We start from the raw sequence: 13,982 nt of genomic DNA on the forward strand, positions 1-13,982 counted from the left end.
GCACTGAAATGCTCGAGGACAAGGACCGCATCTTCAAGAACCTCTACGGCCTCCATGATTGGGGGCTCGAGGGCGCGCGGCGCCGCGGCGCCTGGGATGGCACGAAGGCCATCATCGACAAGGGCCGCGACTGGATCATCAACGAGATGAAGGCATCGGGCCTGCGCGGCCGCGGCGGCGCCGGCTTCCCGACGGGCCTGAAATGGTCGTTCATGCCGAAGGAATCGACCGACGGCCGGCCGAGCTATCTCGTCGTCAACGCCGACGAGTCCGAGCCCGGCACTTGCAAGGATCGCGAGATCATGCGGCACGATCCGCATCTCCTGATCGAGGGCTGCCTGATCGCGAGCTTCGCGATGAACGCGCATGCCTGCTACATCTATGTCCGTGGCGAGTTCATTCGCGAGCGCGAGCACCTGCAAGCCGCGATCGACCAGGCCTATGACGCCAAGCTGATCGGCAAGGACAACGTCAACGGCTGGCCGTTCGACCTCTACGTCGCCCACGGCGCCGGTGCCTATATCTGCGGCGAAGAGACCGCGCTGCTCGAGAGCCTGGAAGGCAAGAAGGGCCAGCCGCGGCTGAAGCCGCCGTTCCCGGCGAATGTCGGCCTGTTCGGCTGCCCGACCACGGTCAACAACGTCGAGTCGATCGCGGTGGCGCCAGACATTCTGCGGCGCGGTGCGGCGTGGTTCGCTGGCATCGGTCGTCCCAACAATGTCGGCACCAAGCTCTTTTGCATTTCCGGCCATGTCGAGCGGCCCTGCAACGTCGAAGAGGCCATGGGGATTCCGTTCCGTGAGCTGATCGAGAAGCATTGCGGCGGCATCCGCGGCGGCTGGGACAATCTGAAGGCCGTGATTCCTGGCGGCTCGTCGGTTCGCATGGTGCCGGCTGAGCAGATCATCGACACGCCGATGGATTTCGACTCCTTAAGCAAGCTGCGTTCGGGTCTCGGCACCGCGGCCGTGATCGTGATGGACAAGTCGACCGACTTGATCCGCGCGATCGCCCGCATCTCCTATTTCTACAAGCATGAGAGCTGCGGCCAGTGCACGCCGTGCCGCGAGGGCACGGGGTGGATGTGGCGCGTCTTGACCCGCATGGCCGAGGGCCGCGCCCACAAGCGCGAGATCGACATGCTGCTGGAAGTCACCAAGCAGGTCGAAGGCCACACCATCTGCGCGCTCGGCGACGCAGCCGCCTGGCCGATCCAGGGCCTGATCGCGCATTTCCGTCATGAGATCGAAGCGCGCATCGACCAGTATTCGCACAAGGCCGACATCGACGATGCCGGCGTCCGCGATCCCGTGAACATGGTCGCGGCGGAGTAGGAAGAATGACAAAGCTCATCATCGACGGCAAAGAGATCGATGTCCCGCCGGAGTACACGCTGCTCCAGGCGTGCGAGGCTGCGGGCGCCGAGATTCCGCGCTTCTGCTATCACGAGCGGCTGTCGATCGCCGGCAACTGCCGGATGTGCCTCGTCGAGGTGAAGGGCGGCCCGAAGCCGGTCGCGAGCTGCGCCTGGGGCGTGCGCGATTGCCGTCCGGGTCCCAAGGGCGAGCCGCCGGAGATCTCCACGCGTTCGCCGATGGTGAAGAAGGCGCGCGAAGGCGTGATGGAGTTCCTTCTCATCAACCATCCGCTGGACTGCCCGATCTGCGACCAAGGCGGCGAGTGCGACCTCCAGGACCAGGCGATGGGCTATGGTGTCGACACCAGCCGCTTCGCCGAGAACAAGCGCGCCGTCGAGGACAAATATCTCGGTGCGCTGGTCAAGACATCGATGAACCGCTGCATCCAGTGCACGCGCTGCGTCCGCTTCTCGGCGGAAGTTGCCGGGGCCCCCGAGATGGGCGCCACGGGCCGCGGCGAGGACATGGAGATCACGACCTATCTCGAGCACGCACTGACGTCCGAGCTTCAGGGCAATCTCGTCGACATCTGCCCGGTCGGCGCGCTGACCTCGAAGCCATACGCCTTCGCGGCGCGGCCGTGGGAGCTCGGCAAGACGCAGTCGGTCGACGTGACGGACGGCATCGGATCGGCGATCCGCGTCGACACCCGTGGCCGCGAGGTGATGCGCATCCTGCCGCGCGTCAACGAGGCCGTGAACGAGGAGTGGATTTCCGACAAGACCCGTCACGTCGTCGATGGCCTGCGGACCCAGCGGCTCGACCGGCCCTATATCCGCGAGGCCGGCAAGCTGCGTGCGGCTTCGTGGACCGAAGCCTTCGCCGCGATTGCCGCCAAGGCGGGCCGCACCGACGGCAAGCGCATCGGTGCGATCGCAGGCGATCTCGCCGGCGTCGAGGAGATGTTCGCGCTGAAGGATCTGCTCGCCAAGTTCGGCTCGGCCAATCTGGCGGTGCAGGGCGGCGATGGCTTCGATCCCGCGCTCGGCCGCGGCTCGTACATCTTCAATCCGACGCTGGTCGGCATCGAGCAGGCCGACGCGCTCCTGATCATCGGCGCCAATCCGCGCAAGGAGGCGGCCGTGTTCAACGCCCGCATCCGCAAGCGCTGGCGCGCGGGCGGCTTCAAGATCGGCTTGATCGGCGCCAAGGCCGATCTGACCTACGACTACGATCATCTCGGTGCCGGTACAGAGACGCTCGCCGACCTCGCAGCCGGCAAGCACTCCTTCGCCGACGTCCTGAAGAACGCCAAGCATCCGGTCATCCTGGTCGGCGCGGGTGCGACCTCGCGTCACGACGGCGCGGCGATCCTCGCGCAGGCGGCCAAGATCGCGTTCGATGTCGGCGCGGTGAAGGACGGCTGGAACGGCTTTGGCGTGCTGCATGAGACGGCGTCGCGCGTCGGCGCGCTGGATATCGGTTTCTCGGCGGGCGCTGGCGGCCTGAACGCCGCGCAGATGACGACCTTCGGCACGCTGGACCTGTTGTTCCTGCTCGGCGCCGACGAGATCAAGGCGCCGGACGGCACCTTCGTGGTCTATATCGGCACCCATGGCGACCGTGGCGCGCATCGCGCCGACGTGATCCTGCCGGCGGCGGCCTACACCGAGAAGTCGGCGATCTACGTCAACACCGAGGGCCGCGCGCAGATGACGGGACGCGCCGCGTTCCCGCCGGGCGAGGCCCGCGAGGACTGGGCGATCGTCCGCGCGCTGTCAGAAGCGCTCGGCAAGAAGCTTGGCTATGACTCGCTCGCAGCCCTGCGCCAGGCGATCTTCAAGGCGGTGCCGCATCTGATCCGTCTGGACCAGATCGAGACGGGCAGTGCCGACCAGGTCAAGGCGCTCGCGGGCAAGGGCGGCGCGCCGGAGAAGGCGCCGTTCAAGGCCCTGATCGAGGACTTTTACCTGACCAACCCAATCGCGCGTGCGTCTGCCGTGATGGCGGAATGCTCGCGGCTTGCCTCCGGGCAGATGCTGACCGCAGCGGAGTAAGCGTGATCTGATGGCATTCTTCGAAAGCGCATTCTGGACCGGGTTCCTCTGGCCGCTGATCATCATGGTCGCGGAGAGCGTGTTGGTGCTCGTCGTCCTGCTGGTCGCGATCGCCTACATCCTGCTCGCCGACCGCAAGATCTGGGCGGCGGTGCAGATCCGCCGCGGCCCGAACGTGGTCGGCCCCTGGGGCCTGTTCCAGTCCTTCGCCGACCTCCTGAAGTTCGTGCTGAAGGAGCCGATCATCCCGGCCGGCGCCAACAAGGGCGTCTTTCTCCTTGCTCCCTTGGTATCGTGCGTGCTCGCGCTCGCGGCCTGGGCGGTGATCCCGACCAACCTCGGCTGGGTGATCTCCGACATCAACGTCGGCATCCTCTACATCTTCGCGATCTCGTCGCTGTCGATCTACGGCATCATCATGGCCGGCTGGTCGTCGAACTCGAAATATCCGTTCCTGGCTGCGCTGCGCTCGGCGGCGCAGATGGTGTCCTACGAGGTCTCGATCGGCTTCGTCATCATCACCGTTCTGCTCTGCGCCGGCACGCTGAACCTCTCGGCCGTGGTCGAGGCGCAGAAGCTGCACGGCTTTGCGAGCCTGATCGGCCTGCCGCAGCTCACCATCCTGAACTGGTATGTGTGGCCGCTGTTCCCGATGTTCGTGGTGTTCTACGTCTCGGCACTGGCGGAAACCAACCGCCCGCCGTTCGACCTCGTCGAGGCCGAGTCCGAGCTCGTCGCCGGCTTCATGGTCGAGTACGGCTCGACGCCGTACCTGCTGTTCATGCTCGGTGAGTATGTCGCGATCGTCACGATGTGCGCGATGGCGACCATTTTGTTCCTGGGCGGCTGGCTGCCGCCGGTCGATCTGCCGCCGTTCAACTGGGTGCCGGGGATCATCTGGTTCTCGCTCAAACTGTTCTTCATGTTCTTCCTGTTCGCGATGGCAAAGGCGATCGTGCCGCGCTACCGCTACGATCAACTGATGCGCCTCGGCTGGAAGGTGTTCCTGCCGCTGTCGCTCGCGATGGTGGTCGTGGTGGCCGGCGTGCTGCATTTCGCCGGCATCGCGCCGAAGTGAGGTCCGCCATGGGTATCAACATCAACGCCACCGCGCGCTCGCTTCTGCTGTCGGAATTCGTCTCGGCGTTCTTCCTCGCCATGCGCTACTTCTTCCAGCCGAAGCCGACGCTGAACTACCCCTTCGAGAAGGGCCCGATCTCGCCACGCTTCCGCGGCGAGCACGCGCTGCGCCGCTATCCGAACGGCGAAGAGCGCTGCATCGCCTGCAAGCTGTGCGAGGCGGTATGCCCTGCGCAGGCCATCACCATCGAGGCCGGTCCGCGCCGCAACGACGGCACCCGCCGCACCGTGCGCTACGACATCGACATGGTGAAGTGCATCTATTGCGGCCTCTGCCAGGAGGCCTGCCCGGTCGACGCCATCGTCGAAGGCCCGAACTTCGAGTTCGCGACCGAGACCCGCGAGGAACTGTTCTATGACAAGGCCAAGCTGCTCGCCAATGGCGATCGCTGGGAACGCGAGATCGCGAAAGCGATCGAGCTCGACGCGCCGTACCGGTGAGGTGAGGGCATGATCCTTCCCGCGCTGTTCTTCTATCTGTTCGCCGGCATCTGCGTCGCCTCGGCGGTGATGGTGATTGTCTCGCGCAATCCCGTGCACTCCGTGCTGTACCTGATCCTGGCCTTCGTCAACGCCTCCGGCCTGTTCGTGCTGATGGGCGCCGAGTTCCTGGCGATGATCCTGATCGTCGTCTATGTCGGCGCGGTCGCGGTGCTGTTCCTGTTCGTGATCATGATGCTCGACGTCGATTTCCTCGAGCTGCGCGAGGGCTTCATCGAGTACCTGCCGGTTGGCCTCGTGATCGGCGGCATCTTCATGTTCGAGCTGTTGCTGGTCGTCGGCGCCTGGGTGATCAACCCGACCGTGTCCAAGACGATCACGGCGGCGATCCCGACCAACGTCTCCAACACCGAGGCGCTCGGGCTCGTGCTCTATACGAAGTACATCCATTACTTCCAGCTCGCCGGCATGGTGCTGCTGGTCGCGATGATCGGTGCCATCGTGCTGACCCTGCGCCACAAGGCCAGCGTCAAGCGGCAGGACATCAACGTTCAGAACGCGCGCACGCCCGACATGGCGATGGCGCTGCGCAAGGTGGCGCCGGGGCAGGGGCTCCAGGATGCCGATGCGGCGGAGTGGGTGAAATGACGATCGGGCTCGGACACTATCTTGCCGTCGGCGCGATCCTGTTCACGCTCGGCATCCTCGGTATCTTCCTGAACCGCAAGAACATCATCGTCATCCTGATGTCGATCGAGCTGATCCTGCTCTCGGTCAACATCAACTTCGTGGCGTTCTCGACCTTCCTCGGCGACATCGTCGGCCAGGTCTTCGCGCTGCTGGTGCTGACGGTCGCAGCTGCCGAAGCCGCGATCGGTCTCGCCATCCTGGTGGTCTATTTCCGCAACCGCGGTTCGATCGCGGTTGAGGACGTCAATCTGATGAAGGGTTAACCCAGCTATGGTCCAGGCAATTGTCTTTCTGCCTCTGCTGGGCGCCATTCTCGCCGGCCTGATCGCCATTTTCGGCGCGCATGCCCGCAACCCCAGTGGCGATACGGTCGAGCATCACGGTGACGATCACGGTCATGGCGACGCCCATGCTGCGGCCGCCCACGATGACCACGCCCACGACGATCACGGCCACGACGACCACCACGTTTCCGAGCCGCCGGCTCAGGGCTCGCGTGCGGCCGAGCTGATCACGACCGGGCTGCTGTTCGTCTCGGCGGCCCTGTCCTGGTTCACGCTGGTCGACGTCGGCTTCATGCACCACGACGCGCGGATTCCGCTGCTGCCCTGGATTCTCTCCGGCGACCTCCAGGTCTACTGGGCGCTGCGGGTCGACACGCTCACCGCCGTCATGCTGGTGGTGGTCAACACCGTGTCCTCGCTCGTGCACCTCTATTCCATCGGCTACATGGACGAGGATCCGTACCGTCCGCGCTTCTTCGGCTATCTCTCGCTGTTTACCTTCGCCATGCTGATGCTGGTGACGGCCGACAACCTCGTGCAGCTGTTCTTCGGCTGGGAAGGCGTGGGCCTCGCCAGCTACCTGCTGATCGGCTTCTGGTACCAGAAGCCGTCGGCAAACGCGGCGGCGATCAAGGCCTTCGTCGTCAACCGCGTCGGCGACTTCGGCTTTGCGCTCGGCATCTTTGCGGTGTTCGCGCTGGTCGGCTCGACCGATTTCGAGACCATCTTCCATGCGGCGCCCGGCCTCACCGGCAAGACCATCAACTTCTTCGGCTGGCACGCCGACGCCCTGACGTTTGCCTGCGTGCTGCTGTTCATGGGCGCGATGGGCAAGTCGGCGCAGTTCCTGCTGCACACCTGGTTGCCGGACGCGATGGAAGGCCCGACCCCGGTGTCGGCGCTGATCCACGCCGCGACCATGGTGACGGCGGGCGTCTTCATGGTGGCGCGGCTGTCGCCGCTGTTCGAGCTGGCGCCGAACGCGCAGGCCGTCGTGATGTTCTTCGGCGCGACGACGGCGTTCTTCGCCGCGACCATCGGCCTCGTTCAGAACGACATCAAGCGCATCGTCGCTTACTCGACCTGTTCACAGCTCGGCTACATGTTCGTGGCGATGGGGGCGGGGGCCTACTCGGTCGGCATGTTCCACCTGTTCACGCACGCCTTCTTCAAGGCGCTGTTGTTCTTGGGCTCTGGCTCGGTGATCTACGCGATGCACCACGAGCAGGACATCCGCAACATGGGCGGCCTGTGGCGGAAGATCCCGTATACGTTCGCTGTGATGACCGTCGGCACGCTGGCGCTGACCGGCTTCCCGCTGTTCGCGGGCTACTTCTCGAAGGATGCGATCATCGAGTCCGCCTATGCCTCGCACAACCCGTTCGCGACCTATGCCTATCTCCTGACGGTCGCAGCCGCGGCCCTGACCTCTTTTTATTCCTGGCGCCTGATCTTCAAGACCTTCTTCGGCGAGCCGCACGACGAGAAGCACTACGAGGCGGCGCATGAGAGCCCGATGTGGATGCTGGTCCCGATCGGTGTCCTAGCAGCCGGCTCGATCCTTTCGGGCTTCCCGTTCAAGGAGATATTCACCGGACCTCACGGCGTGGAAGAGTTCTTCCGCGAATCCGTGAAGATGAATCCGCATATCCTCGAGGACATGGAGCACATGCCGCCCCTGCTGGGATGGCTGCCCTTCGTGATGATGGTGGGCGGCTTCGTGGTGTCCTACCTGTTCTACATCCGCTGGACCTATCTGCCGGTCGAGCTCGCGAACACCCAGCCGATGCTGTACCAGTTCCTGCTCAACAAGTGGTACTTCGACGAGCTCTACGACACCATCTTCGTTCGTCCGGCGAAGTGGATCGGCTACCAGCTCTGGAAGAAGGGCGATGGCTTCATCATCGACGGCTTCGGCCCGGACGGCGTCTCCGCGCGCGTCCTGGACGTCACCCGCAATGTCGTGAAGATCCAGACCGGCTATCTCTATCACTACGCATTCGCGATGCTGATCGGTGTCGCCGGCCTGATCACCTGGTTCATGTTCGGCTTTGGAGGCCAGTAAATGACAACCTGGCCCATCCTCTCCGTCACCACCTTCCTGCCGCTGGTCGGCGCGCTGCTCGTCTACCTCGTCCGCGGCGAGGATGAAGCGGCCAAGCGCAACTCGCGCTGGATCGCGCTGTGGACCACGCTGATCACCTTCGCGGTCTCGCTGCTCCTGGTCGCCCGCTTCGATCCCTCGATCGCCGACTTCCAGTTCGTCGAGAAGGCCAATTGGCTCGCCGCCGGCATCACCTATCACATGGGTGTGGACGGCATCTCGCTGCCCTTCGTGATCCTGACCACCGCCCTGATGCCGCTCTGCATCATCGCGAGCTGGAAGGCGATCCAGAACCGGGTGCGCGAGTACATGATGGCGTTCCTGATCCTGGAAACGCTGATGATCGGCACCTTCTCGGCGCTCGATCTCGTGCTGTTCTACTTGTTCTTCGAGGGCGGCCTGATCCCGATGTTCCTGATCATCGGCGTCTGGGGCGGTCCGCGCCGGGTCTATGCCTCGTTCAAGTTCTTCCTCTACACGTTCCTCGGCTCAGTGCTGATGCTGCTCGCCATCATGGCGCTGTACTGGAACGGCAACACGACCGACATCCCGACCCTGATGCATACCGCGGTGCCGCGCAGCTTGCAGACCTGGGCGTGGCTGGCCTTCTTCGCCTCCTTCGCGGTGAAGATGCCGATGTGGCCGGTGCACACCTGGCTGCCGGACGCGCACGTGGAGGCGCCGACCGCGGGCTCGGTGATCCTGGCCGCGATCCTCCTGAAGATGGGCGGCTACGGCTTCCTGCGCTTCTCGCTGCCGATGTTCCCGCTGGCCTCGCATGACTTCGCGCCGCTGATCTTCACGCTCTCGACCATCGCCATCATCTACACCTCGCTGGTGGCGATGATGCAGGAGGACATGAAGAAGCTGATCGCGTACTCCTCGGTCGCGCATATGGGCTTCGTCACCATGGGCATCTTCGCCGGCACCATGCAGGGCGTCGCAGGCGGCGTGTTCCAGATGATCTCGCACGGCATCGTCTCCGGCGCGCTGTTCCTCTGCGTCGGCATCGTCTACGACCGCATGCACACCCGCGAGATCGCGGCCTATGGTGGCCTCGTCAACCGGATGCCGCTCTACGCGCTGACCTTCATGGTCTTCACCATGGCCAATGTCGGTCTGCCCGGCACCAGCGGTTTCGTCGGCGAGTTCATGACGCTGCTCGGCACCTTCAAGGTCTCGCTCCCGACCGCGTTCTTCGCCACGACAGGCGTGATCCTGTCGGCATGCTATGCGCTCTGGCTCTACCGCAAGGTCGTGTTCGGGGCGCTGGTGAAGCCGTCGCTGACGACCATCAAGGACCTCACCTTCCGGGAGTGCCTGACGCTGTTTCCACTGATCGCGCTGACGATCCTGTTCGGCGTCTATCCGAAGCCGGTGCTCGACATGTCGGCCGCCTCGGTCCAGCAACTCGTCAACAATTACAACACCGCGGTGACGGCCGTGAAGGCCGCCGCTCTGCTCCAGTGAGCGGGCAGGTCAGGATATCGCCATGAGCTTTGAGACTGCAGGTTATCAACTGGCGCCGGTCGTGCCCGAGCTTGTGCTCGCGGTCGGCAGCATGGCGCTTCTGATGCTGGGTGCGTATCGCGGGCAGGGGACCACGAAGGCGGTCACTACGCTCGCGATCCTCCTCCTGATCGTGACCGGCATATTGGTGTTGCTGGTGCCAGCGGGCAAGCAGGTGACCTTCGGCGGCAGCTTCATCGTCGACGACTTCGCGCGCTTCCTGAAGATCCTGGCGCTGATCGGCTCGGCGGTGACGCTGATCCTGTCGACGGAGTTCCTGTCCGATCCGTCGCGCCGCATCTTCGAATATTCGATCCTCGTCCTGCTCTCCACCCTCGGCATGATGGTGCTGATCTCGGCCGGCGACCTGATCTCGCTCTATCTCGGCCTCGAGCTGATGTCGCTGGCGCTCTACGTCGTGGCGGCCTCGAACCGGGACAACGCAAAGTCCAACGAAGCCGGCCTGAAGTACTTCGTGCTCGGCGCCCTGTCGTCCGGCATGCTGCTCTACGGCGCTTCGCTGATCTACGGTTTCACCGGCACGGTCAGCTTTACCGGCATCGCGGCATCTGCGACGACCGCCAGCGTCGGCCTGGTCTTCGGTCTCGTCTTCCTGCTCGCCGGCCTGTGCTTCAAAGTCTCGGCGGTGCCGTTCCACATGTGGACGCCCGACGTCTATGAGGGCGCGCCGACGCCAGTGACCGCTTTCTTCGCGTCGGCGCCGAAGGTGGCGGCCATGGCCGTCTTCACGCGCGCGACGCTGACGGCGTTCCCCGGCATCGTCTCGCAATGGCAGCAGATCCTGGTGTTCGTGGCGATCGCCTCGATGGCGCTCGGCTCCTTTGCCGCGATCGGCCAGACCAACATCAAGCGCCTGATGGCCTATTCTTCGATCGGCCATATGGGCTTTGCGCTGGTCGGCCTTGCCTCCGGCACGGTCGAGGGCGCGCAGGGTGTGCTGATGTACCTCGTGATTTACATTGCGATGACGCTCGGCTCCTTCGCCGTCATTCTCGCCATGAAGCGCAACGGCCAGGCGGTCGAGCAGATCAGCGATTTCGCCGGCCTCTCGCGCACCAACCCGCTGCTCGCCTTCTTCTTTGCGATGCTGCTGTTCTCACTCGCGGGCGTTCCGCCGCTCGCCGGCTTCTTCGCCAAGTGGTACGTGTTTGTCGCAGCGATCAAGGCCAACCTGTTCACGCTCGCCGTCATCGGCGTGCTGACGAGCGTGGTGGGCGCCTACTACTATCTCGCCATCGTCAAGACGATGTACTTCGACGAGCCTGCCGGGCAGATCGATCCGGTACGCATCGAGGTGAGGGCCGTGCTGGCGGTGGCAGGCCTGTTCACCATCCTGTTTGCGCTGTTTGCGGGACCCGTCGTGAGTGTCGCCAGCGCAGCGGCAAAGTCGCTGTTCTAGGGATGGGCTTCGCGCTCGGTCATCGCGCTCTCAACGCGGGCTACCGCCTCGCAGCCTTCGACCAGATCGGCTCGACCAATACGGAAGCCCTTGAGCGCGCTCGCCAAGGCGAGCGCGGCCCGATCTGGTTCGCGACCTCAGAGCAGACCGCGGGGCGTGGCCGCCGCCAGCGCGCCTGGTTCGCGCCGCGGGGCAATCTCGCCTGTAGCATCCTCGAGGTGATGGACGTCGCGCCGGCCGTTGCCGCCACGCTCGGCTTTGCGGCGGGGCTGGCGGAGGAGGCGGCGCTGGAGCGGGTCAGCGTCGAGGCCGCGCTTCGCCTGGGTCCCGACCGGCCCCGATACACCCTGAAATGGCCGAACGACGTGCTTGCCGGCGGCAAGAAGCTCGTCGGCATCGGCCTCGAAGCCGAGGCCATCGACAACCGCCTTGCCATCGTGGTCGGCATTGGCACCAACGTCGTCGCGGCCCCCGAAGGCATGCCGACGCCTGCGGTATCGCTGGCCGCCCTCGGGATCCATATCAGCGCGGAAGAGCTGTTCGCCGCCCTGTCGGACGCCTGGGTTGAATTCCGGGGCATCTGGGACGCTGGCCGCGGCTTTGCGGAGATCCGCCGCCTCTGGCTGGAGCGCGCCGCCGGCCTCGGTGAGAAGGTCGCGATCCAGACCGGGAAAGCGACGCTCGAGGGCATCTTCGACACCATCGACGAGACCGGCTGCCTGATCGTCCGCACCGCCGACGGCCGGCGCGTGCCGGTGGCCGCCGGCGAGGTGTTCTTCGGCGCGGCCGCATCCATGGGAGCGGCATGATGGCAAGGCCCGACGAACTGGTGTTTGCCCCGCTCGGCGGCGTCGGCGAGATCGGTATGAACCTGTCGATCTACGGCCTCGGTAACCGCCACCAGCGTGCCTGGCTCGCGATCGATCTCGGCGTCTCCTTCGGCGACGAGGAGCACCTGCCGGGCATCGATCTGATCATGCCCGACATCAGCTTCCTGGAGAAGGAACGCAAGAACCTGATGGGTCTGGTGCTGACCCATGCCCACGAGGACCATTTCGGCGCGATCATCGATCTATGGCCGAAGCTGCAATGTCCGATCTACGCGACGCAGTTCAGCGCAGCGCTGTTCGAGGCCAAATGCGCGGCCGAGCGCAATCCGCCAAAGATCCCGGTCACCGTGATCCCCTCCGGCGGTCGCGTCGACATCGGCCCGTTCAACGTCGAGTTCATCCCGGTCGCGCATTCGATTCCGGAATCTCATGCGCTGGCGATCCACACCGAGGCCGGCACGGTGCTGCACACCGGCGACTGGAAGATCGATCCGACCCCGATCATCGGCCGTCCCACCGACGAGCGGCGGCTGCGCCAGCTGGGTGAGGAGGGCGTGCTTGCCCTGATCGGCGATTCCACCAACGCGGTGCGCGAGGGCCGCTCGCCCTCGGAAGCCGAAGTCGCCAGGACCATCATCGAGCTCGTCAAGGAAGCCAAGGGCCGCGTCGCGGTGACGACCTTTGCTTCAAACGTCGCGCGCATCAAGGCGGTGGCGGAGGCGGCTCGCGCCGCCGACCGCGAGGTCGTCGTGGTCGGCCGCGCCATGGACCGCGTCGTGCAGGTCGCGCGCGAGACCGGCTATCTCGAGGGCGTCCAGAACTTCCGCTCGCCCGAGGTCTATGGCCATCTTCCGCAGAACAAGGTGCTGGCGCTGTGCACCGGCAGCCAGGGCGAGCCGCGCGCGGCTCTGGCGCGCATAGCCAATGATGACCATCCCGAGATCACGCTGAACCGTGGCGACTGCGTGATCTTCTCCTCGCGCACCATTCCCGGCAACGAGAAGGCGGTCGGCTCGATCATCAATAATCTGGTCCTCCAGGGCGTCGAGGTCATCACCGACCGCGACCACCTGGTCCACGTCTCCGGCCATCCCCGCCGCGACGAATTGCGCGACATGATCGCCTGGACCAGGCCGCAGCTCCTGATCCCCGTCCATGGCGAGGCCCTGCATCTCCACGAGCACGCCAAGCTCGCGCGCGCCGCCGGCGTGCCGCGGGTGCTGGTTTGCCGCAACGGCGATCTGGTCAAGCTCGGCCCGGGCGACCCCGGCATCGTCGGCGAGGTGCCTTCGGGCCGCCTCTACAAGGACGGTACGATCCTGGAGGATTCCAAGTCGCGCGCGGTGGTCGAGCGGCGGCGGATGGCTTTCTCCGGTTGTGCTTTCGTCGCCATCGCCATGACCGCGCAGGGCGAGCTTGCCGACGAACCCGAGGTCGATCTCGTCGGCATCCCCGAGAAGAACAAGGCGGGCGAGCTGTTCGACGACCTGGTCTTCGACGCCGTGGTCTCGACGATCGAAGGCCTGCCAAAGCCGCGCCGCCGCGACCCGGACGCATTGGGCGAGTCGGTGCGACGGGCGGTCCGGGCCGTGATCAATGAACATTGGGGCAAAAAGCCCCCCTGTCTGGTACATGTACTGACAGTCTGAATTTTTTGAGCAGATCCCTTCGCAAAACCGCGTCACACTTTGCGCTAACGCGGCCCTTCGGGTCCGGATCATGCTCTAAGGGAGAGAACCATGCTGGGCCGGCTCAACCATGTCGCGATCGCGACCAAGGACGCCGCCAAGGCGGCAAAGATCTATGGCGCGGCGTTCGGCGCGCAGATTTCCGAGGCCGTGGCTCTGCCCGAGCACGGCGTGACCACCGTATTCGTGACGCTCCCCAACACCAAGATCGAATTCATCGAGCCGCTGGGCGAAGCGTCGCCGATCGCAAAGTTCCTTGAGCGCAATGCCGACGGCGGCATCCATCATATCTGCTACGAGGTCGCCGACATCATCACCTCGCGCGACGTGTTGGTGAAGGAGGGCGCGCGGGTGCTCGGCGACGGCGTGCCGAAGATCGGCGCGCATGGCAAGCCGGTGCTGTTCCTGCATCCGAAGGACTTTTCCGGCGCGCTGGTCGAGATCGAACAGGCGTAGGGCAG

12 protein-coding genes are annotated in these 13,982 nt (G+C 64.9%); all 12 read left to right on the plus strand.

Annotated elements, in window-relative coordinates; translation table 11 throughout:
* Positions 1-8: 8 nt before the first annotated feature.
* The 12 genes from nuoF to mce all read left to right on the plus strand — a co-directional run bounded on the left by nuoF (position 9) and on the right by mce (position 13,977).
* Complete coding sequence (gene nuoF, locus YUU_RS0118835) at positions 9-1,334, plus strand: NADH-quinone oxidoreductase subunit NuoF (protein WP_027523800.1); 1,326 nt, start codon at positions 9-11, stop codon at positions 1,332-1,334.
* A 5-nt stretch (positions 1,335-1,339) separates the two neighbouring features.
* On the plus strand, positions 1,340-3,415 hold the full coding sequence (gene nuoG, locus YUU_RS0118840) for an NADH-quinone oxidoreductase subunit NuoG (RefSeq protein ID WP_027523801.1): 2,076 nt from the start codon (positions 1,340-1,342) through the stop codon (positions 3,413-3,415).
* Between the two features lie 10 nt (positions 3,416-3,425).
* On the plus strand, positions 3,426-4,493 hold the full coding sequence (gene nuoH / locus YUU_RS0118845; protein WP_027523802.1) for an NADH-quinone oxidoreductase subunit NuoH: 1,068 nt from the start codon (positions 3,426-3,428) through the stop codon (positions 4,491-4,493).
* A gap of 14 nt (positions 4,494-4,507) precedes the next feature.
* Positions 4,508-4,996: an NADH-quinone oxidoreductase subunit NuoI gene (gene nuoI / locus YUU_RS0118850; RefSeq protein ID WP_026232873.1), complete on the plus strand. Its 489-nt coding sequence runs from the start codon at positions 4,508-4,510 to the stop codon at positions 4,994-4,996.
* Positions 4,997-5,005: 9 nt separating this feature from the next.
* Positions 5,006-5,644, plus strand: a complete 639-nt coding sequence (locus YUU_RS0118855) for an NADH-quinone oxidoreductase subunit J (protein WP_027523803.1) — start codon at positions 5,006-5,008, stop codon at positions 5,642-5,644.
* The gene (gene nuoK, locus YUU_RS0118860) at positions 5,641-5,949 is read left to right on the plus strand and encodes an NADH-quinone oxidoreductase subunit NuoK (RefSeq protein WP_027523804.1); all 309 of its coding nucleotides are present in this window, start codon (positions 5,641-5,643) and stop codon (positions 5,947-5,949) included. The genes YUU_RS0118855 and nuoK overlap by 4 nt, the downstream gene beginning before the upstream one ends.
* 7 nt (positions 5,950-5,956) lie before the next feature.
* Positions 5,957-8,035 (plus strand): NADH-quinone oxidoreductase subunit L, encoded by a 2,079-nt coding sequence (gene nuoL, locus YUU_RS0118865; RefSeq protein WP_027523805.1) that lies wholly within the window; start codon positions 5,957-5,959, stop codon positions 8,033-8,035.
* Positions 8,036-9,544 carry an NADH-quinone oxidoreductase subunit M gene (locus tag YUU_RS0118870; protein WP_027523806.1) on the plus strand — a complete coding sequence of 503 codons (1,509 nt, stop codon included), beginning with the start codon at positions 8,036-8,038 and terminating at the stop codon, positions 9,542-9,544.
* A 22-nt stretch (positions 9,545-9,566) separates the two neighbouring features.
* The gene (gene nuoN, locus YUU_RS0118875) at positions 9,567-11,003 is read left to right on the plus strand and encodes an NADH-quinone oxidoreductase subunit NuoN (RefSeq protein ID WP_027523807.1); all 1,437 of its coding nucleotides are present in this window, start codon (positions 9,567-9,569) and stop codon (positions 11,001-11,003) included.
* Between the two features lie 2 nt (positions 11,004-11,005).
* Positions 11,006-11,812: a biotin--[acetyl-CoA-carboxylase] ligase gene (locus YUU_RS0118880; RefSeq protein ID WP_027523808.1), complete on the plus strand. Its 807-nt coding sequence runs from the start codon at positions 11,006-11,008 to the stop codon at positions 11,810-11,812.
* Complete coding sequence (locus tag YUU_RS0118885) at positions 11,812-13,482, plus strand: ribonuclease J (protein ID WP_027523809.1); 1,671 nt, start codon at positions 11,812-11,814, stop codon at positions 13,480-13,482. The genes YUU_RS0118880 and YUU_RS0118885 overlap by 1 nt, the downstream gene beginning before the upstream one ends.
* Before the next feature lie 90 nt (positions 13,483-13,572).
* Positions 13,573-13,977 carry a methylmalonyl-CoA epimerase gene (mce, locus tag YUU_RS0118890; RefSeq protein ID WP_027523810.1) on the plus strand — a complete coding sequence of 135 codons (405 nt, stop codon included), beginning with the start codon at positions 13,573-13,575 and terminating at the stop codon, positions 13,975-13,977.
* The last annotated feature ends 5 nt before the right edge of the window (positions 13,978-13,982 follow it).

This window comes from Bradyrhizobium sp. Ec3.3 (genome assembly GCF_000472925.1).
GTDB lineage: Bacteria > Pseudomonadota > Alphaproteobacteria > Rhizobiales > Xanthobacteraceae > Bradyrhizobium.

What these genes read in the sequence shown, in the direction of transcription:
- nuoF (WP_027523800.1), top strand. Translation starts at nt 9, where the DNA reads ATGCTCGAGGACAAGGACCGCATCTTCAAGAACCTCTACGGCCTCCAT.
- nuoG (WP_027523801.1), top strand. Translation starts at nt 1,340, where the DNA reads ATGACAAAGCTCATCATCGACGGCAAAGAGATCGATGTCCCGCCGGAG.
- nuoH (WP_027523802.1), top strand. Translation starts at nt 3,426, where the DNA reads ATGGCATTCTTCGAAAGCGCATTCTGGACCGGGTTCCTCTGGCCGCTG.
- YUU_RS0118855 (WP_027523803.1), top strand. Translation starts at nt 5,006, where the DNA reads ATGATCCTTCCCGCGCTGTTCTTCTATCTGTTCGCCGGCATCTGCGTC.
- nuoK (WP_027523804.1), top strand. Translation starts at nt 5,641, where the DNA reads ATGACGATCGGGCTCGGACACTATCTTGCCGTCGGCGCGATCCTGTTC.
- nuoL (WP_027523805.1), top strand. Translation starts at nt 5,957, where the DNA reads ATGGTCCAGGCAATTGTCTTTCTGCCTCTGCTGGGCGCCATTCTCGCC.
- YUU_RS0118870 (WP_027523806.1), top strand. Translation starts at nt 8,036, where the DNA reads ATGACAACCTGGCCCATCCTCTCCGTCACCACCTTCCTGCCGCTGGTC.
- nuoN (WP_027523807.1), top strand. Translation starts at nt 9,567, where the DNA reads ATGAGCTTTGAGACTGCAGGTTATCAACTGGCGCCGGTCGTGCCCGAG.
- YUU_RS0118880 (WP_027523808.1), top strand. Translation starts at nt 11,006, where the DNA reads ATGGGCTTCGCGCTCGGTCATCGCGCTCTCAACGCGGGCTACCGCCTC.
- YUU_RS0118885 (WP_027523809.1), top strand. Translation starts at nt 11,812, where the DNA reads ATGGCAAGGCCCGACGAACTGGTGTTTGCCCCGCTCGGCGGCGTCGGC.
- mce (WP_027523810.1), top strand. Translation starts at nt 13,573, where the DNA reads ATGCTGGGCCGGCTCAACCATGTCGCGATCGCGACCAAGGACGCCGCC.